Origin of the sequence: Pseudoalteromonas sp. SR41-4 (genome assembly GCF_014163985.1) — a bacterium.
GTDB classification, from domain to species: Bacteria; Pseudomonadota; Gammaproteobacteria; order Enterobacterales; family Alteromonadaceae; genus Pseudoalteromonas; species Pseudoalteromonas rhizosphaerae.
In genome coordinates this window covers 176,350-202,981 of sequence record NZ_JACJEI010000006.1, presented here as the reverse complement: position 1 = coordinate 202,981, position 26,632 = coordinate 176,350, and the positions used below count along the sequence as shown (strand labels likewise).

Genomic DNA, 26,632 nt, shown 5'->3' with positions numbered 1-26,632 from the left:
GCTCTACCTCCGTTGAAATAACGCCATCGTTTCGATATGCCCCGTGTGTGGAAACATATTCATTAGCCCTATTTTTTCAAGTGAAAATGCAGCTTGCGTAATAATTGCGCTGTCACGGGCTAAAGTCACAGGGTCGCAAGATACATATAAAATCGTTTTAAATTGCTTCAGAGGCAGTTGCTCTAAAATAGCTAAGGCACCGGTACGTGAAGGGTCCAGTACTAATACATTCAACTCTTTACTAAACCACGGAGCTTGCTGCATTGTTTGTGTTAAATCAAAACAATGAAAATGAGCATTGGCTATATGGTTAGTTTGCGCATTTTGCGCCGCCATTGCAACCGCAGAAGCCACTCCTTCAACACCAATTACACTTTTTGCGTTGTTTGCCAGCGCTAAGGCGAAGTTACCAATCCCACAAAATAGGTCTAGTACCTGTTCGTCCCCTTTTAAATTCAGCCAGTCAACCGCTTGAGAAAGCATCGCTTGATTTACCTGCGCATTGACTTGAATAAAGTTTTCTAGCCCAAACGTAAATTTTAGTCCAAGTTCAGGTAAGCTATAAAACGGCATAGGTAAATGGCTGTGATTAATTTGCTGAGTATCTCCTTGCCATATTATTTGCCACTGATGGTCAAGCCCCTGCTGCTCAACAGTTGCTTTTAGCTTATCACTGATGCTTTTAGTGTGGCGGATCACCACAAAATTTTGCTCATCTGCTTGGCATAATTGTATATGGCTAACACTGCGAAGTTCGCCATATTGGTTTAATAACTGATCAAAAACAGTAAAAATTGCGGCAAAATCGTCACTCAGTACTGCACACTGCTGCACACTGACAATTTGTTTAGAACCTTGCGCGCGATAACCAACCCGCATTTTTTTTGCGGTTTTATCAAACATCACCGCTAACCGCGCACTGCGACGGTAGTGCGTCGGCTCGCTCAATAACGGGGCTTGCCAGTTCATTGCATCAAGCTTGGCAAACTTTGAAAACAGCTGGCTCACCGCCACTTGCTTTTCAACTAATTGTTGATCAAGTCGCAAATGCTGTAATTGGCAACCTCCACATTGTTGATAATGTTCGCAAAACGGTTTAACCCGTGCTTCACTGGCCTGCTCAACTTTTATCGTTTTAGCCGCGCTATAACGAGCTTTATCTTCGGTTAGTTTGGCCTTAACCGTTTCACCTGTCAGTGCACCGCTAACAAAGCACACTTTATTATTATGCTTGGCAATCCCCCGACCTTGATGATCCATTCCTGAAATGGCTAAAGTTAACGACTGCCCAGAAAGGGTTTTCTTTTTTGCTTGGAAAAACTGCGCCATCGGGCAACACCTTAAATATTGATTCTACGAGGGTGATTGATTACTAGCTTATAAGTATATACTCTTTAACTAACTAATAATGATAACAACGTTCACTTATGACTAAACTTGGTTTGCGCGACTCAGTTTTAACGCTAACACTTATTCCCACAGTGATTATCGGATTACTACTTGGCGGCTATTTTACAATAAATCGTTACATTGAGCTTGATGAAATTTTATATCAGCAAGGTGCGACTATCTCAGAGCCACTGTCGATTGCCATTGAGCAGCCATTATTAGCAAAAAATAAACAGCTACTAAACCGTTTGATCAGCCATGCGCATAATAAACACTCTCCAGCAATTAAAACCATCGCAATTTTTGACGAGCATAATGAACTGGTATTAACCAGTAACTATCACCGTGACTTTGATGATCTACTGCACAATGAATACTTGCAAGCAGGAAAAAACACCAAGGTACTGCCCAGCGATCACCTAATTACATTTTTTACGCCGATCATCAATCACTCAACGCCAGACGCTCAATGGAATAATGCAGCGTTTCAAACATCTCTTGGCACTGTGGTGATTCAGCTCAACAAAGACCAAGCGATTATTGGTCAGCAACAAGCATTATTAGTCAGCGGTATCGTGATTATTTTAGCCTTAGTGTTAGCGGCTATTTTAGCCATCAGGCTTAGCCATATGTTTATGACCCCATTAAATAAGTTAGTACTGGCTACTGACAAATTAATCGAAGGGAAAAGAGAAACCGGCCTAACCGCTCCGATGATGGGCGAGTTTGAGTTATTACGCCAAGGGCTAAACACCATTTCTGATACTATGGTGATGCAAAAAGATGAAATGCAAAAGCACATCGATCAGGCAACCAGTGACTTGCGCGAGTCGTTAGAATTATACGAAACACAGAATATTCAGCTCAGTATTGCTAAAACCGATGCCCAAGACGCCAACCGCGTAAAATCGGACTTTTTAGCGAAAATGAGTCACGAATTACGCACACCACTCAATGGTGTCATTGGCTTTACTCGTCAATTACATAAAACACCGCTTAATAAACACCAAAAAGATTACCTCGATACCATCGAACTATCAGCCAATAGTTTAATGACTATCATCAGCGATATTTTAGATTTTTCAAAGCTTGAAGCGGGCGCTATGGAACTTGAGTCCATTCAATTTCAACTACGAGACACTATAAACGAAGTACTTACACTACTGGCACCTAGTGCGCATGAAAAACAATTAGAGCTATCGATTTATATCAACTCACTAGTGCCTGACAACATAACAGGTGATCCAACCAGGTTTAAGCAAGTCCTGATCAACTTGATTAGTAATGCAATTAAGTTTACTGAAAAAGGCTCAATTAAAATTGATGTTGGCCATCGTTTACTTGATGAAGAACGTACCTCAGTGTTAGTGTCAGTAACCGATACTGGCGTTGGCATTCCAATGGATAAACAAGATGCTTTGTTCACTCCTTTTGGCCAAGCTGATTCAAGCATTACCCGTAAATTTGGTGGCACAGGCCTTGGCTTAATTATTACCAAGCACATAGTTGAAACCATGGGTGGCCGTATTACTTTAAACTCAGCGCCGGGTAATGGTACCTGCTTTACTTTTAATGGCGTATTTAGACTACCAAGCCATATTTATAATAGCGACTTGCCAAGTAAATCTCTCGCAAATAAACGTATTTTATACCTAGAACCCCATGAACATACCCATCATGCAGTGCTATCTTTACTCACCGAGTGGCAAACAAAGGTCACAGCGTGCTTTGATCAAGAAACTTTTTTACAAGAGTTAAATAAAGAGTTTAATTACGATATTTGTATTATCGGCCATGTTGCCGCAGTTGACGAAATGCAACGCTTAAAAAGCTATATCAAAGCAGTCCGTGAATCGACTGACTATCTGTATTTAATGCTTAATTCGGTATCGCACAATATGCGCGAAGCTTATATTGGCTGTGGTGCAGATGCGTGTTTAAGTAAACCGCTCAACCATCGCAAGCTCTGTGAAGTGCTTGCAGCACCTTATCGACTCGATCATCCCGTGCATAATATTGAAGAAAATGACGAGAAATTATTACCACTAAAAGTATTAGTCGTTGATGATAATGATGCCAATTTAAAGTTAATTTGTACTTTACTAGAAGAGCAAATTGAAACTATTGATACCGCTCATAATGGCTCACAAGCCTATAGTTTGAGCAAAAGCCATAAATACGACATTATTTTTATGGATATTCAAATGCCAATTATGGACGGTATTACCGCCTGTAAACTGATCCTAGAATCATCCTTAAACGAAGATACTCCTATTATTGCTGTCACAGCGCATGCCTTAGCGGGCGAAAAAGAGCAACTTATTACCGATGGTTTTAAAGGCTATTTAACTAAACCTATTGATGAAGATATGTTGAAACAGATTATTAGTGATCATAGCCCGCAATCACCGCTGCGACGTGACAAAAGCCGTAATGACCTGATTGCTAGTGAGCCTCCTTTTGTTAGCTCATCACTAGATTGGCCATTAGCACTGCAACGTGCCGGCGGTAAAAACGAACTGGCGCTTGAAATGCTTAATATGTTGTTACTCAGTGTGCCAGAAACTCTGCGATTACTTGAAGAAGCGACCGCCAGCCAAGATTGCGAACATGTGCTAAGTATTATTCATAAATTTCACGGTGCTTGCTGCTACACTGGCGTACCCAAGCTAAAAACACTTGCTGAAGCACTGGAAACCGCGTTAAAAGGCGATTGTGATTTAAGTTATATTGAGCCAGAGCTTTTTGAGCTGCAAGACGAACTTGAAAACTTGATGACAGATGCCGGCTTAGCCGAAAATTAACGGCAGATCCGCTTGAGTGGTTTACCACTTTTTAAACTGTTGATCTGCCAAGTTACATCTGTATCTTGTTGCACCAAACTCACTTTGGCAATGTCACTAAACATAAAATCACCGGGTACATTGAGCCGCGTTAAATTTTCGGATAATGGTTGCTGACAATAAGGGCCTGTATCACCGTGGATCACTAATACCGGCTTTTTTACTGTGTTTGCAAATTCCGCCAAAGCATCGCGATACACTTTAAAACCATCACACTGTTCTGGCTGAGTTTTACTGCATGCCGGTTGTACTGTTTGATGGGTGTAAATATCTGCCTGAAAAGCAATCACATAACCTTTGGCTGTTGGATTTGCTTGCGCTAACCAATTAAGGTTGTTGGCGTCTCTTGTGTCAGCTTGTTGATAAGCAAGTTGTTTATCACTTTTTAACACCTCTCGACGGCCATTGTGGGTGCCTGCAATATGCAGCGTGATAAACTCTACATCAGCAAGGCGCCAACGCGCATTTTCGTGCATGCTAGGCTGTTGCTGAAAATCAACTAAGGTATTGGCTTTTTCAAGATATTTATCATCAAACATCAAGGTTTTTAAATATACCAGGCGCTCTAATTCATCATAACGAGGAATTAGATTTTTTCGGTCGCAATCAGCCCATTCATTGTCACCGGGGGTGTAAATAAATGGCTGCGTAGTTAAAGAGGTAAGTAACTGTTTATTCTTCTCAAGCAACTCATTTTTACAAGGCTCAGAACCGGATTTCATATCGCCAACATGGATCAAAAAAGCATGCTCAGTCGTTTTTATTTTTTTACCCAAAGCCCCTGTTGGCGCTAAATTCATTTCATCAATTGGAGTATATGGCATATCCCCCATCACCAAAAACGCATTACTGGACAGCGCCCAAGTCAAACCAATTAAACTAAACATCACCATCCCCTGTCACGCATATAGATCTTAAGCCCTCATAGTAACAAACAAATGAACATTTAAAAGAACGGCTTTTTGCGACTAAGCTTGCTAAAATAACCGCACAGTAATCCCGAATTTGTAAATCATGTCATTTAGTACCACTTATACATTAGATAAACCCTACTTTTACGAATGTTTTGATGAGTCTCTGCCTTACAGCGCACAAGCAAAGCCGAAATATGTTTTTTTAGTCTTATTGGTTAGTTTAGGACTTACAGCTATTTATTGGTTAGAAAAACACTATTTAGGAAATTTCTTGATCATGGCCGCAGTACTTGAATGTGTTGCTTTTTATTATCGCAGGCCTTGGTGGGTAACGCGGCAAATGCTTAGTCGAGCATCAGGCTCTGAGGCAACGTTAACTATTGATGAAAGCGGTTTTAAAAGCGAAAACCCACATAAAAGCTATCAGCTAGCATGGCAAGATATCGATGAAGTAATTTTTACTGTTCGCGGTATTATTTTAAAAAGTCGTCGCGGCATGCAGTACGTTTCAAACAGCGTACTGAGTGATGAGATTATTGAATACATAAAAAAAAGAGCCACTAAATAGTGGCTCTTTCATATCAATTAAATTGATTAAGCATTGCCCGGATTCGGGTTAGACTTTTCAGCTTGAATACGCATGTAAATTTCTTCACGGTGTACCGAAACGTCTTTAGGTGCATTAACACCAATACGTACTTGATTTCCTTTAACACCTAGTACAGTGACAGTTACTTCGTCACCAATCATTAGGGTTTCACCTACTCGACGAGTTAGTATTAGCATTCTCTTGCTCCCGTATTCCAATAAATTAAAAGATTCCGCGTCTGTATATTAAAGAAAATAAGCCTTAATAGTAAGTAAAAACTCTAAATCGATTCATTTTCTGTTAAAAAAACTCTTTATAATGCGCCTATTGCCAATTCTAAGTATGTTTCATCTATTCAAACTAATATTTTAATATCAGATCTTGATACGTGTTTACGTTAATTTATAAAAACAAACTTACTACACTAGGATATGATTTCATACTCACTGCCTCAATGGCGACTTTAGCAACTGAGCAACCAACAGAAATCTCTTTACTGTTAATATAATGGTGGCTGTCATCTAATACTTCAAGTAGTTACTAAAATCTTTTCTGTGCACTATAACGGTAGTCGATATAAGCATAGCCTATTTTTTCAAAGTTATGATTAATCTTAACTATTTGGATGCAGTTATCGAGAAAAAGTTTCAATGAAAATTAGTTTTATCATCGCTGTAAAGAATTTATGGAGATGGTTCAGAGTTTTTTCGTAATTAAGGTAAATCCAGTGGCAATAAAAAATGCGGTAGTGTGTATTTAGTAGGGTATGCCGTTTTAGCCATAAATTTAGGACGTGACTTAGTTGTTAAAGCAGATTTAGAATAAACACTTTAGGAGACTCAATTGAGCCTCCTAAAGTGTTAAATCAACTTTACGTACTGAGCTATTAAGTACGCTCAGTTAACCAAGCGGTTACGCTATCAAGTGCTGCAGTTAAGTTTTGCGGCTCAGAGCCACCAGCTTGCGCCATATCAGGACGACCGCCGCCTTTACCACCAACTTGTGATGCCATGTGATTTACCAGCTCACCGGCTTTCACTTTGCCAGTTAAGTCTTTAGTCACACCAGCAATTAAGCTTACTTTGTCGCCATCAGCAACACCAAGTGCAATAACACCTGAGCCAATCTTGTTTTTAAGGTCATCAACCATGCCGCGTAAGGCTTTTGATTCAGTGCCTTCAACGTTTGCCACAAGTAATTTAACACCGTTAATTTCAACAATTGAATCAATTAATGATGCACCCGCAGCACTGGCTAGCTTGTCGCTTAGCTGTGCTATTTGTTTTTCAAGCCCTTTTGACTTTTCAAGCAAGGCTGTTACTTTTTCAAGTACTGATGCGCTGTCGCCTTTAACAAGAGCCGCTACGTCGTTTAGGTGTTGCTCTTGCTCACTTACATAAGCAATTGCATCAGCACCCGTTACCGCTTCAATACGACGCACACCGGCAGCAATACCGCTCTCAGAAACTATTTTGAATAAACCGATATCACCAGCACGATTTACGTGAGTACCGCCACACAGTTCTATAGAGTAATCACCAATAGTCACTACGCGAACTTCATCATCGTACTTCTCACCAAATAACGCCATTGCGCCTTTTTCTTTGGCGGCATCGATTGCCATCAGCTCAGTATTTAGCGCAAAGTTACGACGGATCTCGTCATTCACAACTCGCTCAATTTCACGTAGTTCAGCTTTCGTGACTGCTTCAAAATGCGAGAAGTCAAAACGTAAACGTTCAGGGTCTACGAGTGAACCTTTTTGCGACACATGATCGCCCAATAACTGACGTAGTGCTTCGTGTAAAATATGCGTCGCTGTATGATTCTTTTTAACACGATCACGGCGCTTATCATCAATGTTAGCGTCAACTTTATCATTCACACCAATACGGCCCATCACTGTTCCGTGATGCGCGAATGCATTACCAAGTTTAGTAGTATTAGTTACTGTAAACTCACCGCCAGCTACCGTTAATGTGCCGGTGTCGCCAACTTGGCCACCAGATTCAGCGTAAAACGGTGTGCGATCTAGTACCACAATGCCTTGTTGGCCATCTTCAAGTACTGATACAGCTTCACCTTGCGCGAACATTTCAATCACAGTGCCACTATAGTGCGTTGCATCATAGCCTTTAAAGTCAGTGTGTTTGTCAGACTTTAATTGCTGGTTATAGTCAGCACCAAATTTACCAGCTTGTTGTGCAGTTTTACGCTGTACAGCCATGCACTCTTGGAAGCCTTGCTCATCAATCGTCATAAAGCGCTCACGCGCTACATCTGCGGTTAAATCAGCAGGGAAACCATAGGTGTCATATAATTTGAATACCAATTCACCTGGGATCACATCGCCAGTTAAATCAGTCAGGCTTTCTTCTAAAATAGCTAAACCACGCTCAAGAGTTTTGCCAAACTGCTCTTCTTCAATGCGCAGTACTTTTTCGATGATTTCTTGCTGTTTTGCAAGCTCTGGATACGCTTGACCCATTTGTTCGATTAGCGCAGCAACTAACTTATAGAAGAACGAACCTTGTGCGCCAAGCTTATTACCATGGCGAACTGCACGACGAATGATACGACGCAGTACATAACCACGGCCTTCGTTTGATGGCATAACCCCATCAGAAATTAAAAACGCACATGAACGAATATGATCCGCCACTACGCGCAGTGATTTATCATCCATATCTTGTGCATTGGTAACTTCTGCAGCAGCTTTAATTAAGCCTTGGAATAAATCGATTTCGTAGTTTGAATGAACGCCTTGTAAAATTGCAGCAATGCGCTCAAGACCCATACCTGTATCAACAGACTGCTTAGGAAGCGGCTCCATCGTACCGTCGCTTTGACGGTTATACTGCATAAATACCAGATTCCAAATTTCAATGAAGCGGTCGCCATCTTCTTCAGGTGAGCCAGGAGGTCCGCCCCAAATCTGTTCGCCATGATCATAAAAAATTTCAGAACATGGACCACACGGGCCAGTATCACCCATTGACCAGAAGTTATCTGAAGTAGCAATACGAATAATGCGATCTTCAGGCAAACCAATTTCGTTAGCCCAATAACCAAATGCTTCTTCATCATCATGGTAGATAGTAACGAGCAGTTTTTCTTTCGGCAGTTTTACAACGTCAGTCAAAAACTCCCACGCAAACTTAATCGCGTCTTGCTTAAAGTAATCACCAAAGCTGAAGTTACCTAACATTTCGAAAAATGTATGGTGGCGTGCTGTGTAGCCTACATTTTCTAAATCGTTATGCTTACCACCGGCACGCACACAACGTTGTGAGCTAGTTGCGCGGTTATAAGGGCGGCTTTCGGCGCCTAAAAATACATCTTTAAATTGCACCATGCCGGCGTTATTAAATAATAACGTCGCATCGTTACCCGGAATAAGCGAGCTTGATGGAACAATTTGGTGTTGTTTAGAGGCAAAAAAATCTAAAAACTGTTGCCTGATCTGTGCGGTAGTCATGTGCTGCATGTGAACGTCTCACCCATTTTTACTGTGCTTGCATTGCAAAATCTATTTGTTCGTAACTGAACCCTCGATACATTAAGTAGCGCACGCGCTTAGCTTTTTCTTTGTGATCGAAGTCGTCCTGTGAATTTGAATACTTCTTTAAATACGCATCCTGCGCTAACCCAAACCAATCAATTTCGAATGATTCAATCACACTTTCTAACAGTGCTCGGTCAATCCTTTTGCCCATGGCTTCGCTTTGAATACGTTTTAAGCCATGTTTTTTAGCAATGTGGCGACGTACAAAACCTTCAACATAACGCTGCTCATTTATAAAATTGTGCTCTTCACACCAATCTAATAAAGCTTCGATAAATTCAGGCGTCGCCTCTTTTTGCTGTAATTTTTGGGTTAACTCTCGGCGCGAATATTCTTGGCGCCCGAGTAACCAAAGTACATAATTTTTTAACTTTTTTTGTAATGCTTCATCCATTTCTTCAGCCATTATGCGTCAAAACGACCGCTTTGATCATTATGCTGCGGCGCAACAGGCTCTGCCTCTGCAGGCGGTACGATCGGCATAAAAATAGCTTGATAAGAAACAAAAAAGCTAATGTAGCAAATTGGCATTAAAACCAACAGCGGCAAGAATGATAAAAACATTGAAAGCATCATCAAGCCTGCAATAATTGCCCCATATACACTCAATGGTGCCATGTTGTGGTAAAACACCATAAATGAACTTTTTAGCACCTCAAAAATACGTTTTTGTTGATTAAAATAAACCAACGGCACCGCATAAGAAAAAGCCGTTAAATACACCGATAACGCAATTAAAAACAGCGCAACATTTGCCATCGAGATGCTATCAATTACTTGCTGCAAGGCAATGTTAGGATCGACATTCGGATTACTCATAATCGCAATCGCTTCGGAAAATAAACCCCCAGCTAGCAAGGCCATTAGCACACCTGCCGCCATTTGATAAAGCGCTAAACGTAGCAGCCCCATGCGATTACCCTTGGCGGTAAACGGTTTTAGGATATCGGCCAACATAATTTTGCCGCCTTGCTGTTTGGTGATCACCGCTTGATAAAACCCCGCAGTTAAAAACGGCGTGGCGATGGCTGCTATAATTTGTAAGAAAGGTAAAAATAGCGATAGTAAACCAATAATACCTATAAATAAGTGCATAAAAATAAAGGTAAAAGGCTGAGCTTTAAAAATAAGCCAGCCTGCTTTAAACCATTTCAGCCCTGCATCGGCCTTAAATACTCGTAATTCAATTGACATACTTGCTCTTAAATTAACAACAAAACACGCCGAGTATAACTCGGCGTTGGATGGGATTACATAGACGACAGCTTAAAATTACGGTTTTTTAATCTTCTTTATATCTAACATATGCGCACCATGCTTAATTTTCGTCTCTAGGTATGCTTTATTGCCCGCTAAACCAGCTTTAATGTGTGCATGCGTGCCAACCACTGATTCAACTTCAATACCAGCATCTTTCAAGGCATTAAGCTTTTTAGGATTATTGGTCATCAGCTTTACATGAGCCAACCCCATCGCTTCTAGCATTAATACCGCGTCAGAAAAGTCACGTAAGTCATCAGCAAAGCCCAAATGATTATTTGCCTCATAGGTATTCATACCTTGTGATTGCAATACATAGGCGTCAATTTTATTGTATAAACCAATACCACGCCCTTCTTGGCGTAAATAAAGTAAAATACCACCTTGTTGATGCATCATTTCAATACATTCGTTGAGTTGTTCACCACAATCACACCGTGATGAATGAAATACATCACCGGTTAAACATTCAGAATGCATACGAATAAGCGGCACAGACTGCTCGCTATCAGCACGATTAAACACCAAAGCAACATGCTCTTGGCCATCTTTTAAATCGCTAAATGACACGATTTCTGCGGGTATATCACTGTTTTTGCCAACATTTAGCTGGACTCTAGCTCTTACTTGCGCCACGACAAATCCAAAATTAAAAAGTAATGCGATAATGCAAACGTGATAATATCACAAAAATAAACTGCATTGAAAATAATACAACACCGCAATGAGTAATAACTATATTGAGGCAATTACTCGCAATTCAAGCATTGCCCTGCGCTAAATCGACAATTCCACCCCACCAAAAACAAAATTCTTACCCGATACTCTAAATCAATGACATAGTTGTACCTATTTGGTAGAATTTAATTAAACATAATAATAAGGAAAATTATGAAAGCCTCCTCTTTACTACTTTGTCTTGCCATCGCCTATTCTGGTTATAGCCACGCCGATGAATCTATACATAGTCAATTTAAAATAGTTTACCAGCAATACCTTGATTCACAGCAACAAGGCAAAGGCGCAGAAGATAAAGCTGAACAAGCCTATTTGCTAGGTAAGCAAATCTATGGAGATAAATCAGATAACACTGCAAATTTAGCCATAAACTATGCTAATGAGCTTCATCAATACCCTGCAGAAAACAAACAAAAACGTTTTACCTTGTTTGAGCAGGCTTACACTATTTTAGCGGCTAATCATCCAGCAAGTAGCATTGAACTCATCGATGCATTGCTTGGTATGGCAACCAATACTGATTCGGTAAATAGAGCCGACGCCCTATACAAACAAGTTATTGAAATCGCTGCAGTCCAAAAAGTCCCAAAATTAGTAGCAGATATGAAACTGGCTGCTGCACAAGGATTAGCGTATGGCTTTCAAGGGAAGAAATACAACCAAGCCAAACGTTACCTACTTGAGGCAGACGAGTTTTACAGCCAAAACTTACCTGAGAACTCAGTAGAGCGGATCAAAGCTGACTTTTTAGTTGCCGCTTTTGCAGAAGGTAAAAGACAATATTCTAAAGCGATTGAGCGTTTAAATCGAGTTGTAAGTGTATTTGATGATGCGCTTAGCTTCGATCATGAAACAGAGCTTAGTGCGCACTCTAAATTAGTTCACCTTTATGAAAAAACAGGTAAAAGTGACGAAGCGACCAAACATTGTTTAGCTATAGCTAAAATGGTGCCGTGGCAAGAAAACCAGCAACAAACCCCACTCTATCGTCAAGAACCTAACTACCCAGATAGTAAAGCAAGGTTTAGGCAAGATGGTTCAGTGCAAATGGAGTTTGACGTTAACACCGCTGGCTTTGTAAAAAATATCACTATCATTAAATCTGAAGGTGGTGAAGCATTTGAACAAGAAGCCATTAAAGCAATGGAAAAGTGGCGTTATGCCCCTAAGTTTGAAGACGGAAAAGCAGTGGTTGCAAAAGCTCAAGTACAGCTAGACTTTAAAATTGGCAGGTAAATACACGTAATTACTAATAACATCAGTGTTTGTAATACTGTTTATAAACACGTTTTAAGCCCAGCATGACTGGGCTATTTTTGTAAGGTATCGAGTATTTTGTCACTGGCATCCTCGATTAAATCAAGTACCTGTTCAAAACCATTTTCGCCACCATAATAAGGGTCGGGGATCTCATCAACACAGGTTCCATAAGCTAAAAATAACGACAGCTTATACTGCAAATGCGCCGGACAAAGTGCAGTTAGATCAGCTAAATTGGCTTTATCTGCAGCGAGAATCAAATCAAAGTACTCAAAGTCATGAGCGTTGACTTGTCGTGAACGTATCCCCTCAAAGCTATAGCCACGTTTAAGTGCCGCCGCTTGCGAGCGTTTATCGGGAGGATTACCAATGTGGTAGCCTGCGGTACCCGCTGAGTCAATTTCAAACTGTGATCCACGTTGTAATGCTTTAGCCTTTAACACCGCCTCCGCAGTCGGTGAGCGGCAAATATTACCTAAACAAACGATCAGTATTTTTTTCATGATTAAATTTCATCCACTAGCATCAACATGCATTCATAAGATACCAATAAAATTAAAACCTGCATACCTAGGTTACTTCCAACCTTGTAACCAGCGCTGTTGATCTTTTAAATCATGCCAATTTATTTCCATCGAACGCTTTGACATCACCGCTTCAATAACACAGCTGATAACAACGCCCTCTTCGTCAAACTCCATTTCCGTAATCATAAAATGCTTTTCTTTATTGACGGGGGAAACTGCCGTCCATTTACTGTTTAATAGTTTTCTGTGGTTAATTTTATTCATATGATTCCTATCTAACATCATTACGTATTGATCATCGTGATACGTAAACACCACCCACTGCGTTTACATTTAACTGAATGAAATGTGATTTTACAGCTAACTAATCACAGCTGCATAGAGGTGTAAGTCTGGCTCGACCATCAAGTGGGTTGTCTATTTTCAGGTAGTATTTACCAAGTAGGGTTGGAATTTGCGGTGCTAGTAAGAGGAATTAAATAACCAGTTACATCAGATGACTCACTATGTATTACAAGGTAGAGGTAGGCTTTAATTTATCACTAAAGCCTATATAAGCTAATGCAATTATTAAAATTCGTAACTAATACTCACGCCACCATCAGCGCGTTTTTCATTACTGTTGCTGCCTTCACCGTAGCCTAATTCAAAACGAACGCGCCAACCGCCTTCATTTAAACCACTAAAAAGGTAACTATAACTCACGCCTACACCGTTGGTCGTTTCTGTATCAAACATACCTGATAGCGCACAGCCAAAAATATTACCAAATGTCTCACCAATGTCTTTATCATCAGTATCCGGACACTCACGACCATCATCTTGTGCACCAATGGCGCCAACAACTAAGCCTAAAACATGCTTTTTATCGCTCGTTAGCGCATGTTCAAACCCGACAGAAAAACCATCATCTAAGCCTATTTTATAGTTAGCATACCAGCGCTGTGTACCTTGTGCTGCTGATAATGATACCTCTGGTATAACAAAGTAAGGGTAGCCGCCACCGATTGAAAAATTAACATCGTTTGCATTAGATGAAAAAGTACAAATCGTTAGCAAAGCACCTAGGCAAAGCTTGTTTAATGTCATTGAAGTTCCTTTTAAGTTTTTTATTATAAAGCGAATGCTACTTTACACATTCTAGAAACAAAAAAGCAACTAAAATTGCTTTAAAATAACATCATCATAATCATCAACGTTTAACGTCACATTAAACTTAGCCGCCACATTATCAAGCTCAGCTTGCTTAATAGCTAATTCATCCATGGTGATAGTGTTATCGTCTAGTTGCCATAATAACCGCGAGCCCGCATAACTATAATGAATTGCTAACAATGCTTGAGGATTCCCCTCTCGCCCCGCCGCTTTTAATTTTGCCATTTTACGGGTGATTTTATTCAATGCTTGTTTGAGATCCCACACATACACCACTTCGGTCATATAATCATGCGTGCGGTATTTATTCAGCGCCCAGCCAATTGTTAGGCTAGTAATAACTACACCTATTAAATTCCAATGAAAATGACTGCCACTTTCATCAGGGAATAACGCGATTAGTAGTTGTGAGATTGCTAAACTGCCAATAGCCAACGCCAAGCCGCAGCCGATAATAACGCGGTTTAAATGCTTACGATAACGAGCTTTATCAATTTGAATAAGTTGCATAACTGCCTAATAAAATAAAAACCAAAATTCACAGCCGCCATTGTAACCAATGCCCATAAGCAAACACGAAACTTTTTAAAAATATTTCACCCCTTTTTAATCTAACGCACGTTTTAGTGATGAATACCACTTAACTTATCGAGGATTTGCTTATGCAAACAGTAGCTTTACCACACACTAATCATGCTTTAAAAACATCAACGGCCATTGTTGGTGGTGCAGCCATGACCTTTGCGGCATTTGCATTTATGCAGTACTTAATTAGTGGCGAGCAACGCGCGCCAAGCTTTATTGATGACAGCATCATTGTAGAAATATTCCAAGCACCTGAAGATTCTAAAGTGCAGCACAAGCAAACCTTGCCGCCGCCACCTAAAATGCAAACGCCGCCTAAAGTGCCGCCGCGTACACCGCCAAGTACTGATACTAATATAGTAACAACCGCAATAACGCCAGATATAAGTATTGATAAAATAGGTGGCGATATAAAAGCTAACTTACAGCGACCAACCGGTGATGCGACCCCCATAGTACGTATAAATCCTAAATACCCGCCCATTGCCGCACGAGAAGGCATTGAAGGCTGGGTACAATTAAGCTTTAATGTATCTCAAACCGGTGAAGTAATAGATGCACAAGTAACAAACGCAGAACCAAAACGCATTTTCGACCGTGAAGCACTACGGGCAATAAAACGCTGGAAATACCGCCCAAAAGTGATTGATGGCGTAGCACAAATGCAAACGGGGCAAAGTGTACAACTTGATTTTAAGTTAGACCAAACGCAATAAAAGCTCATTAATGGATAAGGTTGCCTATGCTTACAAGCTTAAAGTCATGGTTTATCAGTCAGCCCAGTAACGACTACTTGGCTGACTACGCAAAAAGTGGCGACAATCGCCACTTAACTAAACTCGTTACCTTGTTTGGCAACGATTTGTATCATTACTTAGTCACGCAAAGTAATGAGCAACTCGCCTTTGATATAAGCCAACAAACATGGTTAAAAGTGATGGAAAAACGCCATTATTATCAACCGCAAGACAACCCGAAAGCCTGGTTGTTCCGCCTTGCCCGTAATGCGTTAATCGATGAGTTTCGCAAACAACAGCGTTTTGTAGAATTAGAAGACGATACTGCAATTGCAGCACCTAATACTCAGCAAAGCTTTGATTACGAAGCCTTTAACCACGCTTTAATGCAACTAAGCTTTGTACAACGCGAAGCGCTCAGCTTACAGCAAGAAGGCTTTTCGCTTGAAGACATACAACAGATCACCCAAAGCAATCATGAAACCGTAAAAACGCGGCTACGTTATGCAAAACAAAACTTAAAAACATTATTAGGAGCCCATCATGAACAAGCATAACGAACAGTTTGAGCAGCAACTTAACCAGCATTTTAGTGAGCGTAAAAAACGCCACACACTGACGCCAGAGCAACAGGCATTGTTTACGCAAATGCCGAATCAAAAAGCTAATAAAAAGCCGACTCGATTTTTATTACCCCTGCAAATGACCGGCCTCGCCTGTGCTCTAGTAGTACTGGGCTTTACCATTTTTAACACCACAGATAACAACACAGAACAACAACACACACTTAACAACACCTTTGCCGTACAGCAAAGCAGTTACCACTTTATAGAAGTACACCAAGTAGATAATGCGGGCAGTTATTCAAGTGAAATAAAAAGCCAAAAACAACAACTCGACGACAAACTCGCCGCCGACCTGCGCCTACACCAACAGCGCTACATAGAATACGGGCAATTAGTCAAAGTAGATAACGACTGGTACATCGCCAGCTGCCACAGCGAAGTGCTCATTCAAATAAAAGACTCACTATTGAATAACTTAAAAACCAAACACGCCGTAGAGAGCAATATAATGAAAGGCGACATGCTCGCCATGGCCCACAACAGCCAAGGCCAGATCATAGCGCTTAAACATGCAGGGGATGGGGTAAAGATGTGCAGGGGATAATTTTTACCACCGAGGGCACAGAGGCGCTGCGCGCTACACAGAGATAATTAAAGTTATGGAGTATATTTTAGTTATCTCCCATATAATCAAGAGGAGATGATAGTTCTACAAACTCACGATAGTTCTCTTTAGAGAGTTTGTCATATTCATCTTTTATATAGATATAGTTGAGCCATAATAAAGTAGCGTCTTGCCCAACCTCCAATTTTGAATGAACTAGATTGTTTTCTGCCTCTTGTAAATTATTTAGCCCGTTGTCATTATCAGAAATCCAAAAATCTAAAGAACTTGCTTGTAAATCAAAAATACTGCAAAAAATACTCTCAATAAAATTAGATAGTGAAATAGTGTGATCCCCTACGAAATAGCTACTTCCTTTTTGAGTGAGACGCCTATGAAATGATTCATTGGTATATGACTGTGGATCAATAAAATAGGTTAATTCGGCTGATAAGTGCTCTTCTAATATATTCCTTTTTAAAAAGTCAGCTAGGTTTATATTTATAATTTTATTTTCACTACCTTGTTCTGTTCTTTTAAATCTTCCACTTATGATTTCCTCATAAAGTGGATGATCTTTTTCATAGATACAAAACAAAGTAGCCAACACAAGAATATCTACTTTTTTACCGCTGGGTAAGTTTGCGATAATGGCTGTAATACGCTCAGTGATTTGAATCGCGGTTCTTGCTGATACCTGAAAGGCATCTAATACAACAGAAATATTAGCTAAAGCAATTTCAGGTGTACCTGTACGCGGGAGTAGCTCAATATTTTTACTTTCTAAATACGCAGATTCAAATTTAGTCATATCGCTATGTACTGATAAAAAATCCTTTAAAACAGGTCGTTTTAAGCTATAGCGGCTATTAAAAAATCGTCCGAGGTATACTTTAGCATCAAACCCCTCACCATAAACTGACTTAATTGTATGTTGGAGTTGCTCAGTATCTGTTGCCACAACAAATACGATACCTTCAACATCAAATATATGCTTTATAGTTTCGAGCATTTCAACAGCATAACTTGGGCGACAACGATCTAACTCATCGATAAAAACAAAAATAGGTAATTCTTTACCTTCCTGCTGCTCAAATTTACTGACCCAATCTGCTAGCTTAGAATTTATGACCTCGATGCTTTTACTTTTCGCTTCATGCTCTTTAATAAGGTTCTGCGCAAGAGCTTTAACTGCGGGTGAAAAAGCTGAGCTATTTTTTTTGCTAGATTCTACATTCTCAGTTTCTTCACCTTCATCATCTGAAAATAATAATGTATTTAACTCATCTAAACCGATACCAGTTATTTTTTTCGTTAACCCCTGTGCAATGGCGGGTGCAACCGTTTTAAATATCGACGCAGCTTTATTCGGAATAGTAATAGCGAAATTTGCCTGCGTACTAAGCTGCTTAATAATGCCAGCAATAACTGTTAGAAAAGGATCGTCTGAGTAATCTTGTTGCCAAGCATCGATATAAACTACAGGAAAGTTTTTGAGTTCCTGCGACCAGCGCTTGAGAAAGTATGTTTTACCTGCCCCCACTCGGCATTTAAGTTTAATACATAGTTTCTCTTTTGCTCTTTTTTCGGCCTATTTTCGTCAAAACCTTCTTGAATTAATAATCTTGTGAGAAATGTTGCGTATCGAGCTCTATCTAACTTATCAGCGGGAAAGTACTCATCTATCTTAGGATTTGGCGGTGTGCTCCAATCAAAGTCATTTATATCGGCCATCAAATTCCCTCTTAAATATCTATTTTTTATATAGTGCCATACAAAGTCAGGTAAATATAATTCTTCAATAGATCTCATAAAAATGCACTGAGGAAGACCTTTTGTCTTGCCTTGAGCAAACTCAAATCTCACGTTTAACACCCTTCCCCCGTCATCACGCCCTGAAAATAAGTAATTGATGAGTAATATCACGCATGGAAGCGCGTTAAGCCGTGACTTCGCCATGGACGGCGAATACATGGCGTTTACGTTCACATCAATTACTTATTTGAAGGATTAAGTGTGATGCTCGGGGCGCCGTGGGTTACGAGTGACCGAAACGAAGTTTCGCAGCGGGAGGAAGTGGAAGCATGGATGCTGACAGGAACCCAGCTTCAGGGATGAATTGCTTGCAGCAGAATCAATTTGAAAACCGGTCGCCCCTTGGTTGCCGCCAGCAATCTGGCAAAAACCTTGAATAAGGTTTTTAATGTAGGTCGAGGATTTATCCCGACAAGAGTTAGCAAGCTCAGCGCCTACGGTGGTTAACCCTAACATTGGTGTTAAATCATTCGCGGCTAAAGCCAGCTCCTACTTCCAATATTTAACCTCTGTGTAGCGCAGCGCCTCTGTGTTCTCAGTGGTGAAAATTCACTTTTTTCGCCCTAAAGGGCGACCTAAAATATAAAGTGGCTAGGCTCTAGGAAGTGACTAGGTACTAGGATTGTTCCGTAGTTCGTCGCCCGCCGCACGAAGCCATAGCCACACGCGCCAGCAAGCTCAGCGCCTACGGTGGTTAACCCTTACATTGGAGTTAAACCCTTCGCGGCTGAAGCCAGCTCCTACAACAATAACTAACCTCAGTGTGGCGAAGCGCCTCTGTGCTCTCGGTGGTGATATTCACTTTTTCGCCCTAAAGGGCGACCTACTGTTTAAACTGGTAATCTTTTATATAACGATAATCAAATTCAGTGTCGTCTAACACTTGGCAGTGGTCGTTAAAATCATCGCTGAGCATGCCATAGATATCAATTTTTACTGATTGTTCTTCAATATTTTTAGCAAAGCTGGTGAGTAACTGCCTGCCTTTTTTAGCGTCCATATAACAACCAAATTCATAAATACTGTAAAGCCTTGCAAAGGTATCGCCGCCCTCTTCTGCTTGCGTGATAAGTGCGTCACCTGTTTTACTATCGAGTATTTTTCCTAGTATAAATTGAGCGCGCGGGTTGCTTTTTTGCTCTGCTAAATAACGCAGTATTAATTGCGCTTGATAGCTATCTTGCGGGTAATTACCTAAGTAGCGCCCTTGAACATCAAACTGCCTACCTGAATAGTAAGCAAAAGCATAAGTAAGTGCTTTATGCTGGCTTATTGCAGCGAGCGCTTCATCACTGGTATCAATGTGCTTATCGCGAAACTCGGCTGCACGCGCTGCTTGCTGATTTTTTTCATTTTCCATGTACTGTACCTCTTGAAAAATGAGCACCGCAATGGCAACAATATAACCAACCACAAAAGTCAGCACTAGCAACAAAGGTAAAACAACAAACCACCTGTTTTTTAACTTTTTTTGTTGTAGATAATCAGGGCATGCAAAATAAGCATCAAATGCTTTATAGTCATGCATTGAGATGTTGATACGTGATAGATAGGCAGCGCTCCAGGCGCCGAGTACATAAACGCCAATCAAAATAACGGACAACACATTGCCGCCGACCACTATTTGAAAATCCCATGCGAGTAAAACAATACACGCATGAGACACAAAACCTATTACAGAGAATAATCGTTCATAGCCACGACCATGAAACCTAACAGCTAAACCTATTAACGCGCCGCTGAGCCATAGCATAACAGCGCCTGCTGCTGGCTTTAATTCATAAATAAATACCCACAGCACTAAAATGGGTATACACCAAAAGACTGTGCCTAATGCGGCTGCCAATGCATTTTGTTTTGTTATTTTTTCGATTACATTGTTTTGAAAGTTGCTCTGAGCTGACACGGTAAATCCCTATACGATTGTAAAAATTGTTAATATATTCTATTTCTAACTTCAATACATCCCCAGTACAACGCAAAGCATAAGTAGCAACTTACTGCCCCCCTCTATACTCCCTCCTATCTCATTTTTTCTGTTACTAATCGCACTTTAGTAAATGTTAATAACAATTAAACTATTAACACGCTACTCTATTTACATCGTGTTTAAAAAATTGGAGTCATCATGAAGACGTCTTTTTACACCAGTTTAGCTATTGCTATGGTCAGTTTATCTACCTTGCAGGCGTGTGCGCAGCAAGCGGAACAAGAAATCCCTGTCGCTAAAAGCGCTGATAAGTATCAGCTTGAATTAGTTGCTCAAGGGGTAAATATTCCTTGGGGAATGGCGTGGCTTAACGAGCAAGATTTATTGGTAACAGACCGCGCTGGTGAGCTTAGGCTAATTCGTAATGGCAAACTGCTAGAACAAAAAATTGCAGGGCTGCCTAACATGCATGCGGAAGGTCAAGGCGGCTTATTAGATATCGAGCTTGATCCTAACTTTAAAGACAATGGCTGGATCTACTTTTCTTACTCAGGTTATGAAGGCGATGAAGAAGGCTACAATACATCCATTATGCGTGCGCGCTTAAAAGATATGGCACTAGTCGACTCGCAGCTGCTGTTCGACGGCACGCCAAACACCACAACCAGCAAACATTACGGCTCGCGTATTGAATTTGATAAAGACGGTTACTTGTACTTTTCGATTGGTGATCGCGGCGCGCGTGATGTTAACCCACAAAGCTTAGAGTATGATGCAGGAAAAATTCACCGCATTAATGCTGATGGCACAATCCCTAAGTCAAACCCGTTTGTTAATCAGCCAAACGCACGTAAGAGTATTTACTCTTATGGCCACAGAAACCCACAAGGCATGGCTATGCATCCAGAAACGGGGGCAATTTGGAGTCATGAACACGGCCCTCGTGGTGGTGATGAAATCAATATTATTAAAGCAGGCGCTAACTACGGTTGGCCAGAAGTAACTCACGGCATTAATTATAATGGCAGTAAAATTACTGATCAAACAAGCCGCGAAGGTATGCAACAACCCGATTGGGTGTGGGTGCCCTCTATCGCGCCTTCTGGGATGGAGTTTGTTACAAGTAGCAAATACCCGCAGTGGCAAGGTCATGTGCTTGTTGGCGCTATGAAGTTTGCACACTTAGTATTGGTTGAACTTGATGGTAATAAAGTAACGGGTCACAGCAAGCTATTTGAAGGTGCTGGCCGCGTGCGCAGTATTGCAACCCACCCTAATGGCGATTTATATCTGGGTATTGATGGTATGGGAATTTACCGTATCGTGCCTAATAGTAAAATCTAACGCGTAATACAAGCAATGTGATGAAGCCCTCTAAATTGAGGGCTTTTTGCATTTTTAGGTGGTTTGGGTGTATTACTGCGGCCCTGTACCGCCATCAACTTGACTGCCTAAGCTATTGGCATTGTCTAAACTGTATGGGTATAACTGAATATCGTTAAAGATGTTAGCCCCATTGTCGCGATATTGATCGGTTGCTGACACACCAGTATACACATTTCCTGACGCGCTAAAGTAGCCTGAGCCTTGGTTCCAATGTGGTTTTGCACTGTTTTCAAAGTAATTGTTTTCTACTAATACTTCAGCGCCATTACCTGCACTAATTGCAAAATAAGTAATGTTTTTCCAATAGTTATTAAACATATGAACGCGTGAATTGTAGCCGTCTACTTTAGGGTTGCGCCCTGCCGCTGTATCCCAAAAGTTATGATGTGCCGTTATTTGGGAGTTTTTGAATAAATGCGTATACCAATGCTGGTTAGCACACACTTGCGTATTATAACCATAAAAGCGGTTCCAGCTTAAAGTGACATTTTGGCTATTGCCAATATCAATATAACCGTCACTAATTTTATTAAACGCCATATGATCAATCCAGATGTGGCTACTGTCATCAACAGAAATAGCATCACCGGCTTCAACTAATGCAGGGTTAATATCTTCAAGTAAAATATTACGTATGATGATATTACGATCATTACTGATCACTAAGCTTGCGCCGATGATTTTTGAGTTTTTCCCTAATCCTTCAAGGGTTTTATTTGAGCGAACACGAAGACGAGAGTCATTACGTGTAACGTTAACCGTGTTGTTGGAGCTGCTACCTAATTCACTACAACTTTGGTTACCAACCGGTAAGCGATACCAGGTTTTACCGTAATCGCCCCATGTGCCACAATCGAGTGGACATGCTGCAACAGTTCGGTTTGCCGTATGGCAGTTAATCGTTGTATTGTTAGGAACTTGAATAACCGCAGTTGATATTGAGTTTAATGCGGCTGTTAACGCACTGCAGCTAGTTACAATAGTAGGAGATACATTACCGCCGCCGGTTGTAGTTGCAAGGCCATCATTACCTGGTTGTGCTGCAAAACCAATTAAACCAGCTGTTGTTTGACCGCCACCACTACTGCTACCACAACTACCTGAAACAGGGTTGATATACCAGCGCTGTGAACTGCCACCAACATCATCATTTTGATACACATTGGCACCGTTTTGCGAACCCGCCACAGTTAATGACTTTTGCGTAAGTTTATTAACAATATTAAAGCCACCCGATGAAGACACCTTCAGCTGCCAGCGCTGATTATCACCTTGCCAATCGTCATACACCACAATATTAGCGCCATTAGACTGTGACGAATTGAGTACATCAAGTACTTGGTTATTATGTTGCGAACGAATAGTCCAGTAACCATCACTGCCTTTAGTGAAAGCAAACTTCTGGTTTGCACCACCCCAATATTGATAGCTAATTACATCCGGTGCGCCACTAGTATCAGACGTATTTACATCTAATGCCAAGCTAGAGCCACGGTTAATTACAGAGTAAATCCCACCTGAGGTGGGCATAGTTGTACAATTTTCTGCCAATGTAGCAAAGCTACAAGTAGATAACAGAAGTAAAAACAAAGTCTTTTGCCGTTGTATCAGTGTTGTCATAACGCTCATTCTTTTGCTCCAATTTATGCCATTCCTTGAATGGTGTTTTGTAAAATGCGAATCCTGCACTTAAGTACAAACGGTTAATAATTATCGTTTGCGCACTTATATTAGGATCATTTATATTACAAATAAAGTTAATTGTTAAATAAAAGTAAATTAACGTCATTGTCGGTGTGAGCTTTTTAAAGCTTAAGAGCTAAATTAGTATTGAAATTCGCTAATTTTAGGGTGTAAATATAATATATCAGCGACTTATACCGTTTTATTATTGTGTAATAGTATGATAAGTCTTTAGCGAGGTACGACTACACTAAAAACAAATCAAAAAGTCGTTTTTTTACAATTCTTTTTATTTATCCGTCAATAAACTAGCTAGTAGTTATTTATCGATTTGGAACTATTATGAAAAGAGCGAATTACTTTAATATCGAACCCGAGTTAATGACCTACTTGATTGATCAAGAAGTACTGATCAAACAGAAAGTCGAGGCTACCTTTGGAGTGACAATTTGGGAGCTGCTAAAACTAAGAGCGTCACAGTTAAACCAATGTGCATATTGTTTAGCCATGCATAGCAAACAAGCACTGGAGTATGGCGAGAGCATTAACCGCATTATTGCCCTCAATGCGTGGCAAGACACGCCACTTTATAACGATAAAGAACGTGCTGCATTAGCGCTTTGCGAAAAATTGACTTTGTCACAGAACATTGATGATGACTTTTATCTTGTGCTTGCCGAGTTATTTGATCAACCCAGTTTAGTGACCCTCACCGTAGCAATTAATGCTATAAATAGCTGGAATCGTATGGTGAAAATGTTTAAACCGACAGTCGAGTTTAATGAACGATAAACTATTTACAGCCCAACGGGCGATATCGCTGATTATGTACAAGCAATTTGGTTTGCTCGCGCTCAGTGTTCAGGGGAGAGCTGGCTCCCCTGCGATGGCGCAAAAGGCGTTATATTTTTGCTATCTGGGCGTCTTAATTTAGCTGGAAAACCATTAAATTCCCCCTATTTCATGCAAACCATATCAACACAGTCAGAAAAAGTAACGTTTACTGCTGGCTCCGTCTTTTGTGGGATCCGGTTTAAACCCGCTGGACTTGCCCATTTACAAAAGGTAAATCATTCGCTTGTGGCGCCTGCAACCTTAACAGGTTTAGCACAGGCACTTGACCAATATGCTAACTTAGATTCGTTTATTGATTTGTTGTCGGCGCACCTCAATACACCAAAAATACACCATCAGGCTATTGAGCACACACAAAAACTGATCCATAAAATAATCAATCTTACCCCACTAAGTACTGCTTACGAGCACACTCCTAAAGGTAAGCGGCAATTAGAGTGCTACGTTAAAAACACCTGTGGCATCACTGCCAAACACCTAGCACGTATTTACAGAGTCAGGCAAGCCAGACAACTTATAAAAGCAAACCCACAGCTAAGCTTGGCACAACTCGCCCTTGAGTGCGGGTTTTCCGATCAATCTCACCTAAACAATGAGTTCAACGCTATTTTACAAATACCCCCAGCTAAGTATAAAAAGTTAATTCAGCAATAAAAAAGCCTGCAAAATTGCAGGCTTTCTCGTTAACTTTACTCTCGCTAACTTTACTCTCGCTAGCTTTACTCTCGATAACTCTTTACAAAACAATAATGCTCGTAACTAGGTAAGCTACAAACGTTAAGCCACCCGCGAATAATGCATACGGCATTTGTGTTTTAACGTGAGTAAGCAAGTCACAGCCGGAGGCAATAGCTGACACCGCACTGGTATCTGATATTGGCGAGCAATGATCGCCAAATACGCCGCCCCCTAAAATTGCCGCAATCACTAATGACGGCGGTAAACCAAGCGCTTGAATTAATGGCACACCAATCGGGATAAGTATTGCAAATGTACCCCATGAGGTGCCTGTTGTGAAAGAGATCACCGCACCGGTTACAAACAACACTGGTACGACTAAGTAAATAGGTAAGTAATCACCCACTAAGCCCGCAACAAAAGTGCCAGTACCTAAATCTTTTAAACTGGCGCCGAGAGTCAATGATAGTAATACGATCGCGACTAACGGTAATAACTCACCCATGCCTTTAAAGCCAATATCAACCAGTTTATGGTGAGTAAATTGACGAGAGCTTACCATTAATAAGTAGGCGACAACGCAAGCTAAAATAGTTGCATACAATACCGACTTAGAGCCACTGCCGCTGGCAATATCACCATTACCTGACCAATACATAAAGCCGACCATACTACCAATTAATGTAATTAGTGGTACTAACATGTAACGTGCTTTAGTCCCTTTGACTTCTTCTTGCAGCTCAGTTTTTTGATATTCCACTTGCTCTTCAGCCTTTTTAAGCGGGCCGTGTACTTTATCAAACGAGATAGTGTAAAACACAATGAGTAAGGTGATGATGGCGTAAAAGTTATAGCCTATGCTGCCCCATAACACCGAGACTGCCGACTCTGACAGTTCATAATTACCAAGCAAGCCAAGTATGTATGCCCCCCAGCCATTAAGTAAAATCAAAATACACACAGGTGCACTGGTACTATCAATAATGTACGCTAAGCGAGCACGGCTCATTTTAAATTTATCGAATAAACCCCGCGATAAAATACCCGCAGTCAGTACACTTAAATTAGATTCTATAAACACCGCAATGCCTGAAAACATGGTTAAATAACCCACTTGGCGTTTGCTCTTTGCCACACCTTTGTTCATCAACACATTTACTGTTGCAGCCACACCGCCCGATTCGCGTATGTAAGCAAGTAATGCACCGATTAAGATACTAAAAATGAGGATACGACTATTACCTGGCGAACTTGCTACGCTCACCACGCGCTCTATGGTATTTATAAATGTATTAAAAAGTGTATTACCGTTACCTTGCAAGGCCAGCAAAAACTCTGAAGAAGCAACAGCGACGAGTAGCGCCATAATGACTTCTTTGCGCCAAAATACGATCAAAATCGCAATTAGTGGCGGTAAAATTGAATACCAAGACATACTGTAACCTTTTTTGTGGTGAGTCTATGACTCACTCTAATTATTATCAGGCCTTTGTTATAAAGGCTGGAACAAACTCATTAGCTTAATCTGTTCATCAATAAACACAACTTAAATC

General features: G+C 40.7%; 25 protein-coding genes. 9 read left to right on the top strand and 16 right to left on the bottom strand.

Going from position 1 to position 26,632, the window contains the following annotated elements:
* Positions 1-3 precede the first annotated feature (3 nt).
* The gene (gene rlmD, locus H5180_RS07195; protein ID WP_145240912.1) at positions 4-1,329 is read right to left on the bottom strand and encodes a 23S rRNA (uracil(1939)-C(5))-methyltransferase RlmD; all 1,326 of its coding nucleotides are present in this window, start codon (positions 1,327-1,329) and stop codon (positions 4-6) included.
* A gap of 98 nt (positions 1,330-1,427) precedes the next feature.
* Here rlmD and barA point away from each other — a divergent pair, with 98 nt between their 5' ends.
* Positions 1,428-4,193 carry a two-component sensor histidine kinase BarA gene (barA, locus tag H5180_RS07190; protein WP_145240910.1) on the top strand — a complete coding sequence of 922 codons (2,766 nt, stop codon included), beginning with the start codon at positions 1,428-1,430 and terminating at the stop codon, positions 4,191-4,193.
* Here the strand turns inward: barA and H5180_RS07185 are convergent.
* Entirely contained in the window at positions 4,190-5,119 is a 930-nt protein-coding gene (locus tag H5180_RS07185; protein ID WP_182731177.1) for a hypothetical protein, read from the bottom strand. The genes barA and H5180_RS07185 overlap by 4 nt on opposite strands.
* Before the next feature lie 127 nt (positions 5,120-5,246).
* Here H5180_RS07185 and H5180_RS07180 point away from each other — a divergent pair, with 127 nt between their 5' ends.
* Positions 5,247-5,714 (top strand): YcxB family protein, encoded by a 468-nt coding sequence (locus H5180_RS07180; RefSeq protein WP_145240906.1) that lies wholly within the window; start codon positions 5,247-5,249, stop codon positions 5,712-5,714.
* Between the two features lie 26 nt (positions 5,715-5,740).
* Here H5180_RS07180 and csrA read toward each other — a convergent pair whose 3' ends face one another.
* From csrA to ribA, 5 genes are all read right to left on the bottom strand, one after another.
* A complete protein-coding gene (gene csrA / locus H5180_RS07175) occupies positions 5,741-5,932 on the bottom strand; it encodes a carbon storage regulator CsrA (RefSeq protein ID WP_004587515.1) in 192 nt (63 codons plus the stop codon).
* Between the two features lie 689 nt (positions 5,933-6,621).
* Positions 6,622-9,222, bottom strand: coding sequence for an alanine--tRNA ligase (gene alaS, locus H5180_RS07170; RefSeq protein WP_145240904.1), 2,601 nt, complete (start codon positions 9,220-9,222; stop codon positions 6,622-6,624).
* 19 nt (positions 9,223-9,241) lie between these two features.
* Positions 9,242-9,694: a regulatory protein RecX gene (locus H5180_RS07165; protein ID WP_182718042.1), complete on the bottom strand. Its 453-nt coding sequence runs from the start codon at positions 9,692-9,694 to the stop codon at positions 9,242-9,244.
* Positions 9,695-9,705: 11 nt separating this feature from the next.
* On the bottom strand, positions 9,706-10,494 hold the full coding sequence (locus H5180_RS07160) for a BPSS1780 family membrane protein (protein WP_182757979.1): 789 nt from the start codon (positions 10,492-10,494) through the stop codon (positions 9,706-9,708).
* Positions 10,495-10,572: 78 nt separating this feature from the next.
* On the bottom strand, positions 10,573-11,196 hold the full coding sequence (gene ribA, locus H5180_RS07155; protein ID WP_145240900.1) for a GTP cyclohydrolase II: 624 nt from the start codon (positions 11,194-11,196) through the stop codon (positions 10,573-10,575).
* A 255-nt stretch (positions 11,197-11,451) separates the two neighbouring features.
* Here ribA and H5180_RS07150 point away from each other — a divergent pair, with 255 nt between their 5' ends.
* A complete protein-coding gene (locus H5180_RS07150) occupies positions 11,452-12,534 on the top strand; it encodes an energy transducer TonB (RefSeq protein ID WP_182757978.1) in 1,083 nt (360 codons plus the stop codon).
* A 74-nt stretch (positions 12,535-12,608) separates the two neighbouring features.
* Here H5180_RS07150 and H5180_RS07145 read toward each other — a convergent pair whose 3' ends face one another.
* The 4 genes from H5180_RS07145 to H5180_RS07130 form a co-directional block, all read right to left on the bottom strand.
* Complete coding sequence (locus H5180_RS07145) at positions 12,609-13,061, bottom strand: low molecular weight protein-tyrosine-phosphatase (protein WP_145240896.1); 453 nt, start codon at positions 13,059-13,061, stop codon at positions 12,609-12,611.
* A 72-nt stretch (positions 13,062-13,133) separates the two neighbouring features.
* Complete coding sequence (locus H5180_RS07140; protein ID WP_145240894.1) at positions 13,134-13,349, bottom strand: TIGR02450 family Trp-rich protein; 216 nt, start codon at positions 13,347-13,349, stop codon at positions 13,134-13,136.
* 306 nt (positions 13,350-13,655) lie between these two features.
* Positions 13,656-14,174 (bottom strand): hypothetical protein, encoded by a 519-nt coding sequence (locus H5180_RS07135; protein WP_182757977.1) that lies wholly within the window; start codon positions 14,172-14,174, stop codon positions 13,656-13,658.
* Positions 14,175-14,243: 69 nt separating this feature from the next.
* A complete protein-coding gene (locus H5180_RS07130) occupies positions 14,244-14,750 on the bottom strand; it encodes a DUF3087 domain-containing protein (RefSeq protein WP_182718023.1) in 507 nt (168 codons plus the stop codon).
* 152 nt (positions 14,751-14,902) lie between these two features.
* Here H5180_RS07130 and H5180_RS07125 point away from each other — a divergent pair, with 152 nt between their 5' ends.
* From H5180_RS07125 to H5180_RS07115, 3 genes are read left to right on the top strand one after another with little or no spacing between them, the layout of a single operon-like run.
* A complete protein-coding gene (locus H5180_RS07125) occupies positions 14,903-15,541 on the top strand; it encodes an energy transducer TonB (protein ID WP_182731172.1) in 639 nt (212 codons plus the stop codon).
* A gap of 26 nt (positions 15,542-15,567) precedes the next feature.
* Positions 15,568-16,119, top strand: a complete 552-nt coding sequence (locus H5180_RS07120; RefSeq protein WP_145240886.1) for an RNA polymerase sigma factor — start codon at positions 15,568-15,570, stop codon at positions 16,117-16,119.
* Positions 16,106-16,732 (top strand): hypothetical protein, encoded by a 627-nt coding sequence (locus H5180_RS07115; protein ID WP_145240884.1) that lies wholly within the window; start codon positions 16,106-16,108, stop codon positions 16,730-16,732. Before H5180_RS07120 ends, H5180_RS07115 begins: the two co-directional genes overlap by 14 nt.
* Before the next feature lie 67 nt (positions 16,733-16,799).
* Here the strand turns inward: H5180_RS07115 and H5180_RS07110 are convergent, their stop codons facing one another.
* The 3 genes from H5180_RS07110 to H5180_RS07105 all read right to left on the bottom strand — a co-directional run bounded on the left by H5180_RS07110 (position 16,800) and on the right by H5180_RS07105 (position 20,453).
* Entirely contained in the window at positions 16,800-18,275 is a 1,476-nt protein-coding gene (locus H5180_RS07110; RefSeq protein ID WP_310736487.1) for a P-loop NTPase fold protein, read from the bottom strand.
* Positions 18,212-18,598: a hypothetical protein gene (locus H5180_RS23555; RefSeq protein ID WP_259399550.1), complete on the bottom strand. Its 387-nt coding sequence runs from the start codon at positions 18,596-18,598 to the stop codon at positions 18,212-18,214. Before H5180_RS23555 ends, H5180_RS07110 begins: the two co-directional genes overlap by 64 nt.
* Positions 18,599-19,370: 772 nt before the next feature.
* Positions 19,371-20,453, bottom strand: coding sequence for a hypothetical protein (locus H5180_RS07105; protein WP_182731164.1), 1,083 nt, complete (start codon positions 20,451-20,453; stop codon positions 19,371-19,373).
* Between the two features lie 222 nt (positions 20,454-20,675).
* On the opposite strand from H5180_RS07105, the gene H5180_RS07100 reads away from it, so the two are divergent.
* On the top strand, positions 20,676-21,821 hold the full coding sequence (locus H5180_RS07100; protein ID WP_182757976.1) for a PQQ-dependent sugar dehydrogenase: 1,146 nt from the start codon (positions 20,676-20,678) through the stop codon (positions 21,819-21,821).
* Between the two features lie 72 nt (positions 21,822-21,893).
* Here the strand turns inward: H5180_RS07100 and H5180_RS07095 are convergent, their stop codons facing one another.
* Positions 21,894-23,483, bottom strand: coding sequence for an RICIN domain-containing protein (locus tag H5180_RS07095; RefSeq protein ID WP_259399549.1), 1,590 nt, complete (start codon positions 23,481-23,483; stop codon positions 21,894-21,896).
* Positions 23,484-23,888: 405 nt separating this feature from the next.
* Here H5180_RS07095 and H5180_RS07090 point away from each other — a divergent pair, with 405 nt between their 5' ends.
* Positions 23,889-24,338: a carboxymuconolactone decarboxylase family protein gene (locus tag H5180_RS07090; protein ID WP_182757975.1), complete on the top strand. Its 450-nt coding sequence runs from the start codon at positions 23,889-23,891 to the stop codon at positions 24,336-24,338.
* Between the two features lie 117 nt (positions 24,339-24,455).
* Positions 24,456-25,055: a helix-turn-helix domain-containing protein gene (locus tag H5180_RS07085; RefSeq protein WP_246175539.1), complete on the top strand. Its 600-nt coding sequence runs from the start codon at positions 24,456-24,458 to the stop codon at positions 25,053-25,055.
* Between the two features lie 82 nt (positions 25,056-25,137).
* On the opposite strand, the gene H5180_RS07080 is transcribed toward H5180_RS07085, so the two are convergent.
* Positions 25,138-26,514: a Na+/H+ antiporter NhaC family protein gene (locus tag H5180_RS07080; protein WP_182718013.1), complete on the bottom strand. Its 1,377-nt coding sequence runs from the start codon at positions 26,512-26,514 to the stop codon at positions 25,138-25,140.
* Positions 26,515-26,632: the final 118 nt, after the last annotated feature.

What these genes read in the sequence shown, in the direction of transcription:
- rlmD (WP_145240912.1), bottom strand. Translation starts at nt 1,329, where the DNA reads ATGGCGCAGTTTTTCCAAGCAAAAAAGAAAACCCTTTCTGGGCAGTCG.
- barA (WP_145240910.1), top strand. Translation starts at nt 1,428, where the DNA reads ATGACTAAACTTGGTTTGCGCGACTCAGTTTTAACGCTAACACTTATT.
- H5180_RS07185 (WP_182731177.1), bottom strand. Translation starts at nt 5,119, where the DNA reads ATGTTTAGTTTAATTGGTTTGACTTGGGCGCTGTCCAGTAATGCGTTT.
- H5180_RS07180 (WP_145240906.1), top strand. Translation starts at nt 5,247, where the DNA reads ATGTCATTTAGTACCACTTATACATTAGATAAACCCTACTTTTACGAA.
- csrA (WP_004587515.1), bottom strand. Translation starts at nt 5,932, where the DNA reads ATGCTAATACTAACTCGTCGAGTAGGTGAAACCCTAATGATTGGTGAC.
- alaS (WP_145240904.1), bottom strand. Translation starts at nt 9,222, where the DNA reads ATGCAGCACATGACTACCGCACAGATCAGGCAACAGTTTTTAGATTTT.
- H5180_RS07165 (WP_182718042.1), bottom strand. Translation starts at nt 9,694, where the DNA reads ATGGATGAAGCATTACAAAAAAAGTTAAAAAATTATGTACTTTGGTTA.
- H5180_RS07160 (WP_182757979.1), bottom strand. Translation starts at nt 10,494, where the DNA reads ATGTCAATTGAATTACGAGTATTTAAGGCCGATGCAGGGCTGAAATGG.
- H5180_RS07150 (WP_182757978.1), top strand. Translation starts at nt 11,452, where the DNA reads ATGAAAGCCTCCTCTTTACTACTTTGTCTTGCCATCGCCTATTCTGGT.
- H5180_RS07145 (WP_145240896.1), bottom strand. Translation starts at nt 13,061, where the DNA reads ATGAAAAAAATACTGATCGTTTGTTTAGGTAATATTTGCCGCTCACCG.
- H5180_RS07140 (WP_145240894.1), bottom strand. Translation starts at nt 13,349, where the DNA reads ATGAATAAAATTAACCACAGAAAACTATTAAACAGTAAATGGACGGCA.
- H5180_RS07135 (WP_182757977.1), bottom strand. Translation starts at nt 14,174, where the DNA reads ATGACATTAAACAAGCTTTGCCTAGGTGCTTTGCTAACGATTTGTACT.
- H5180_RS07130 (WP_182718023.1), bottom strand. Translation starts at nt 14,750, where the DNA reads ATGCAACTTATTCAAATTGATAAAGCTCGTTATCGTAAGCATTTAAAC.
- H5180_RS07125 (WP_182731172.1), top strand. Translation starts at nt 14,903, where the DNA reads ATGCAAACAGTAGCTTTACCACACACTAATCATGCTTTAAAAACATCA.
- H5180_RS07120 (WP_145240886.1), top strand. Translation starts at nt 15,568, where the DNA reads ATGCTTACAAGCTTAAAGTCATGGTTTATCAGTCAGCCCAGTAACGAC.
- H5180_RS07115 (WP_145240884.1), top strand. Translation starts at nt 16,106, where the DNA reads ATGAACAAGCATAACGAACAGTTTGAGCAGCAACTTAACCAGCATTTT.
- H5180_RS07100 (WP_182757976.1), top strand. Translation starts at nt 20,676, where the DNA reads ATGAAGACGTCTTTTTACACCAGTTTAGCTATTGCTATGGTCAGTTTA.
- H5180_RS07095 (WP_259399549.1), bottom strand. Translation starts at nt 23,483, where the DNA reads ATGACAACACTGATACAACGGCAAAAGACTTTGTTTTTACTTCTGTTA.
- H5180_RS07090 (WP_182757975.1), top strand. Translation starts at nt 23,889, where the DNA reads ATGAAAAGAGCGAATTACTTTAATATCGAACCCGAGTTAATGACCTAC.
- H5180_RS07080 (WP_182718013.1), bottom strand. Translation starts at nt 26,514, where the DNA reads ATGTCTTGGTATTCAATTTTACCGCCACTAATTGCGATTTTGATCGTA.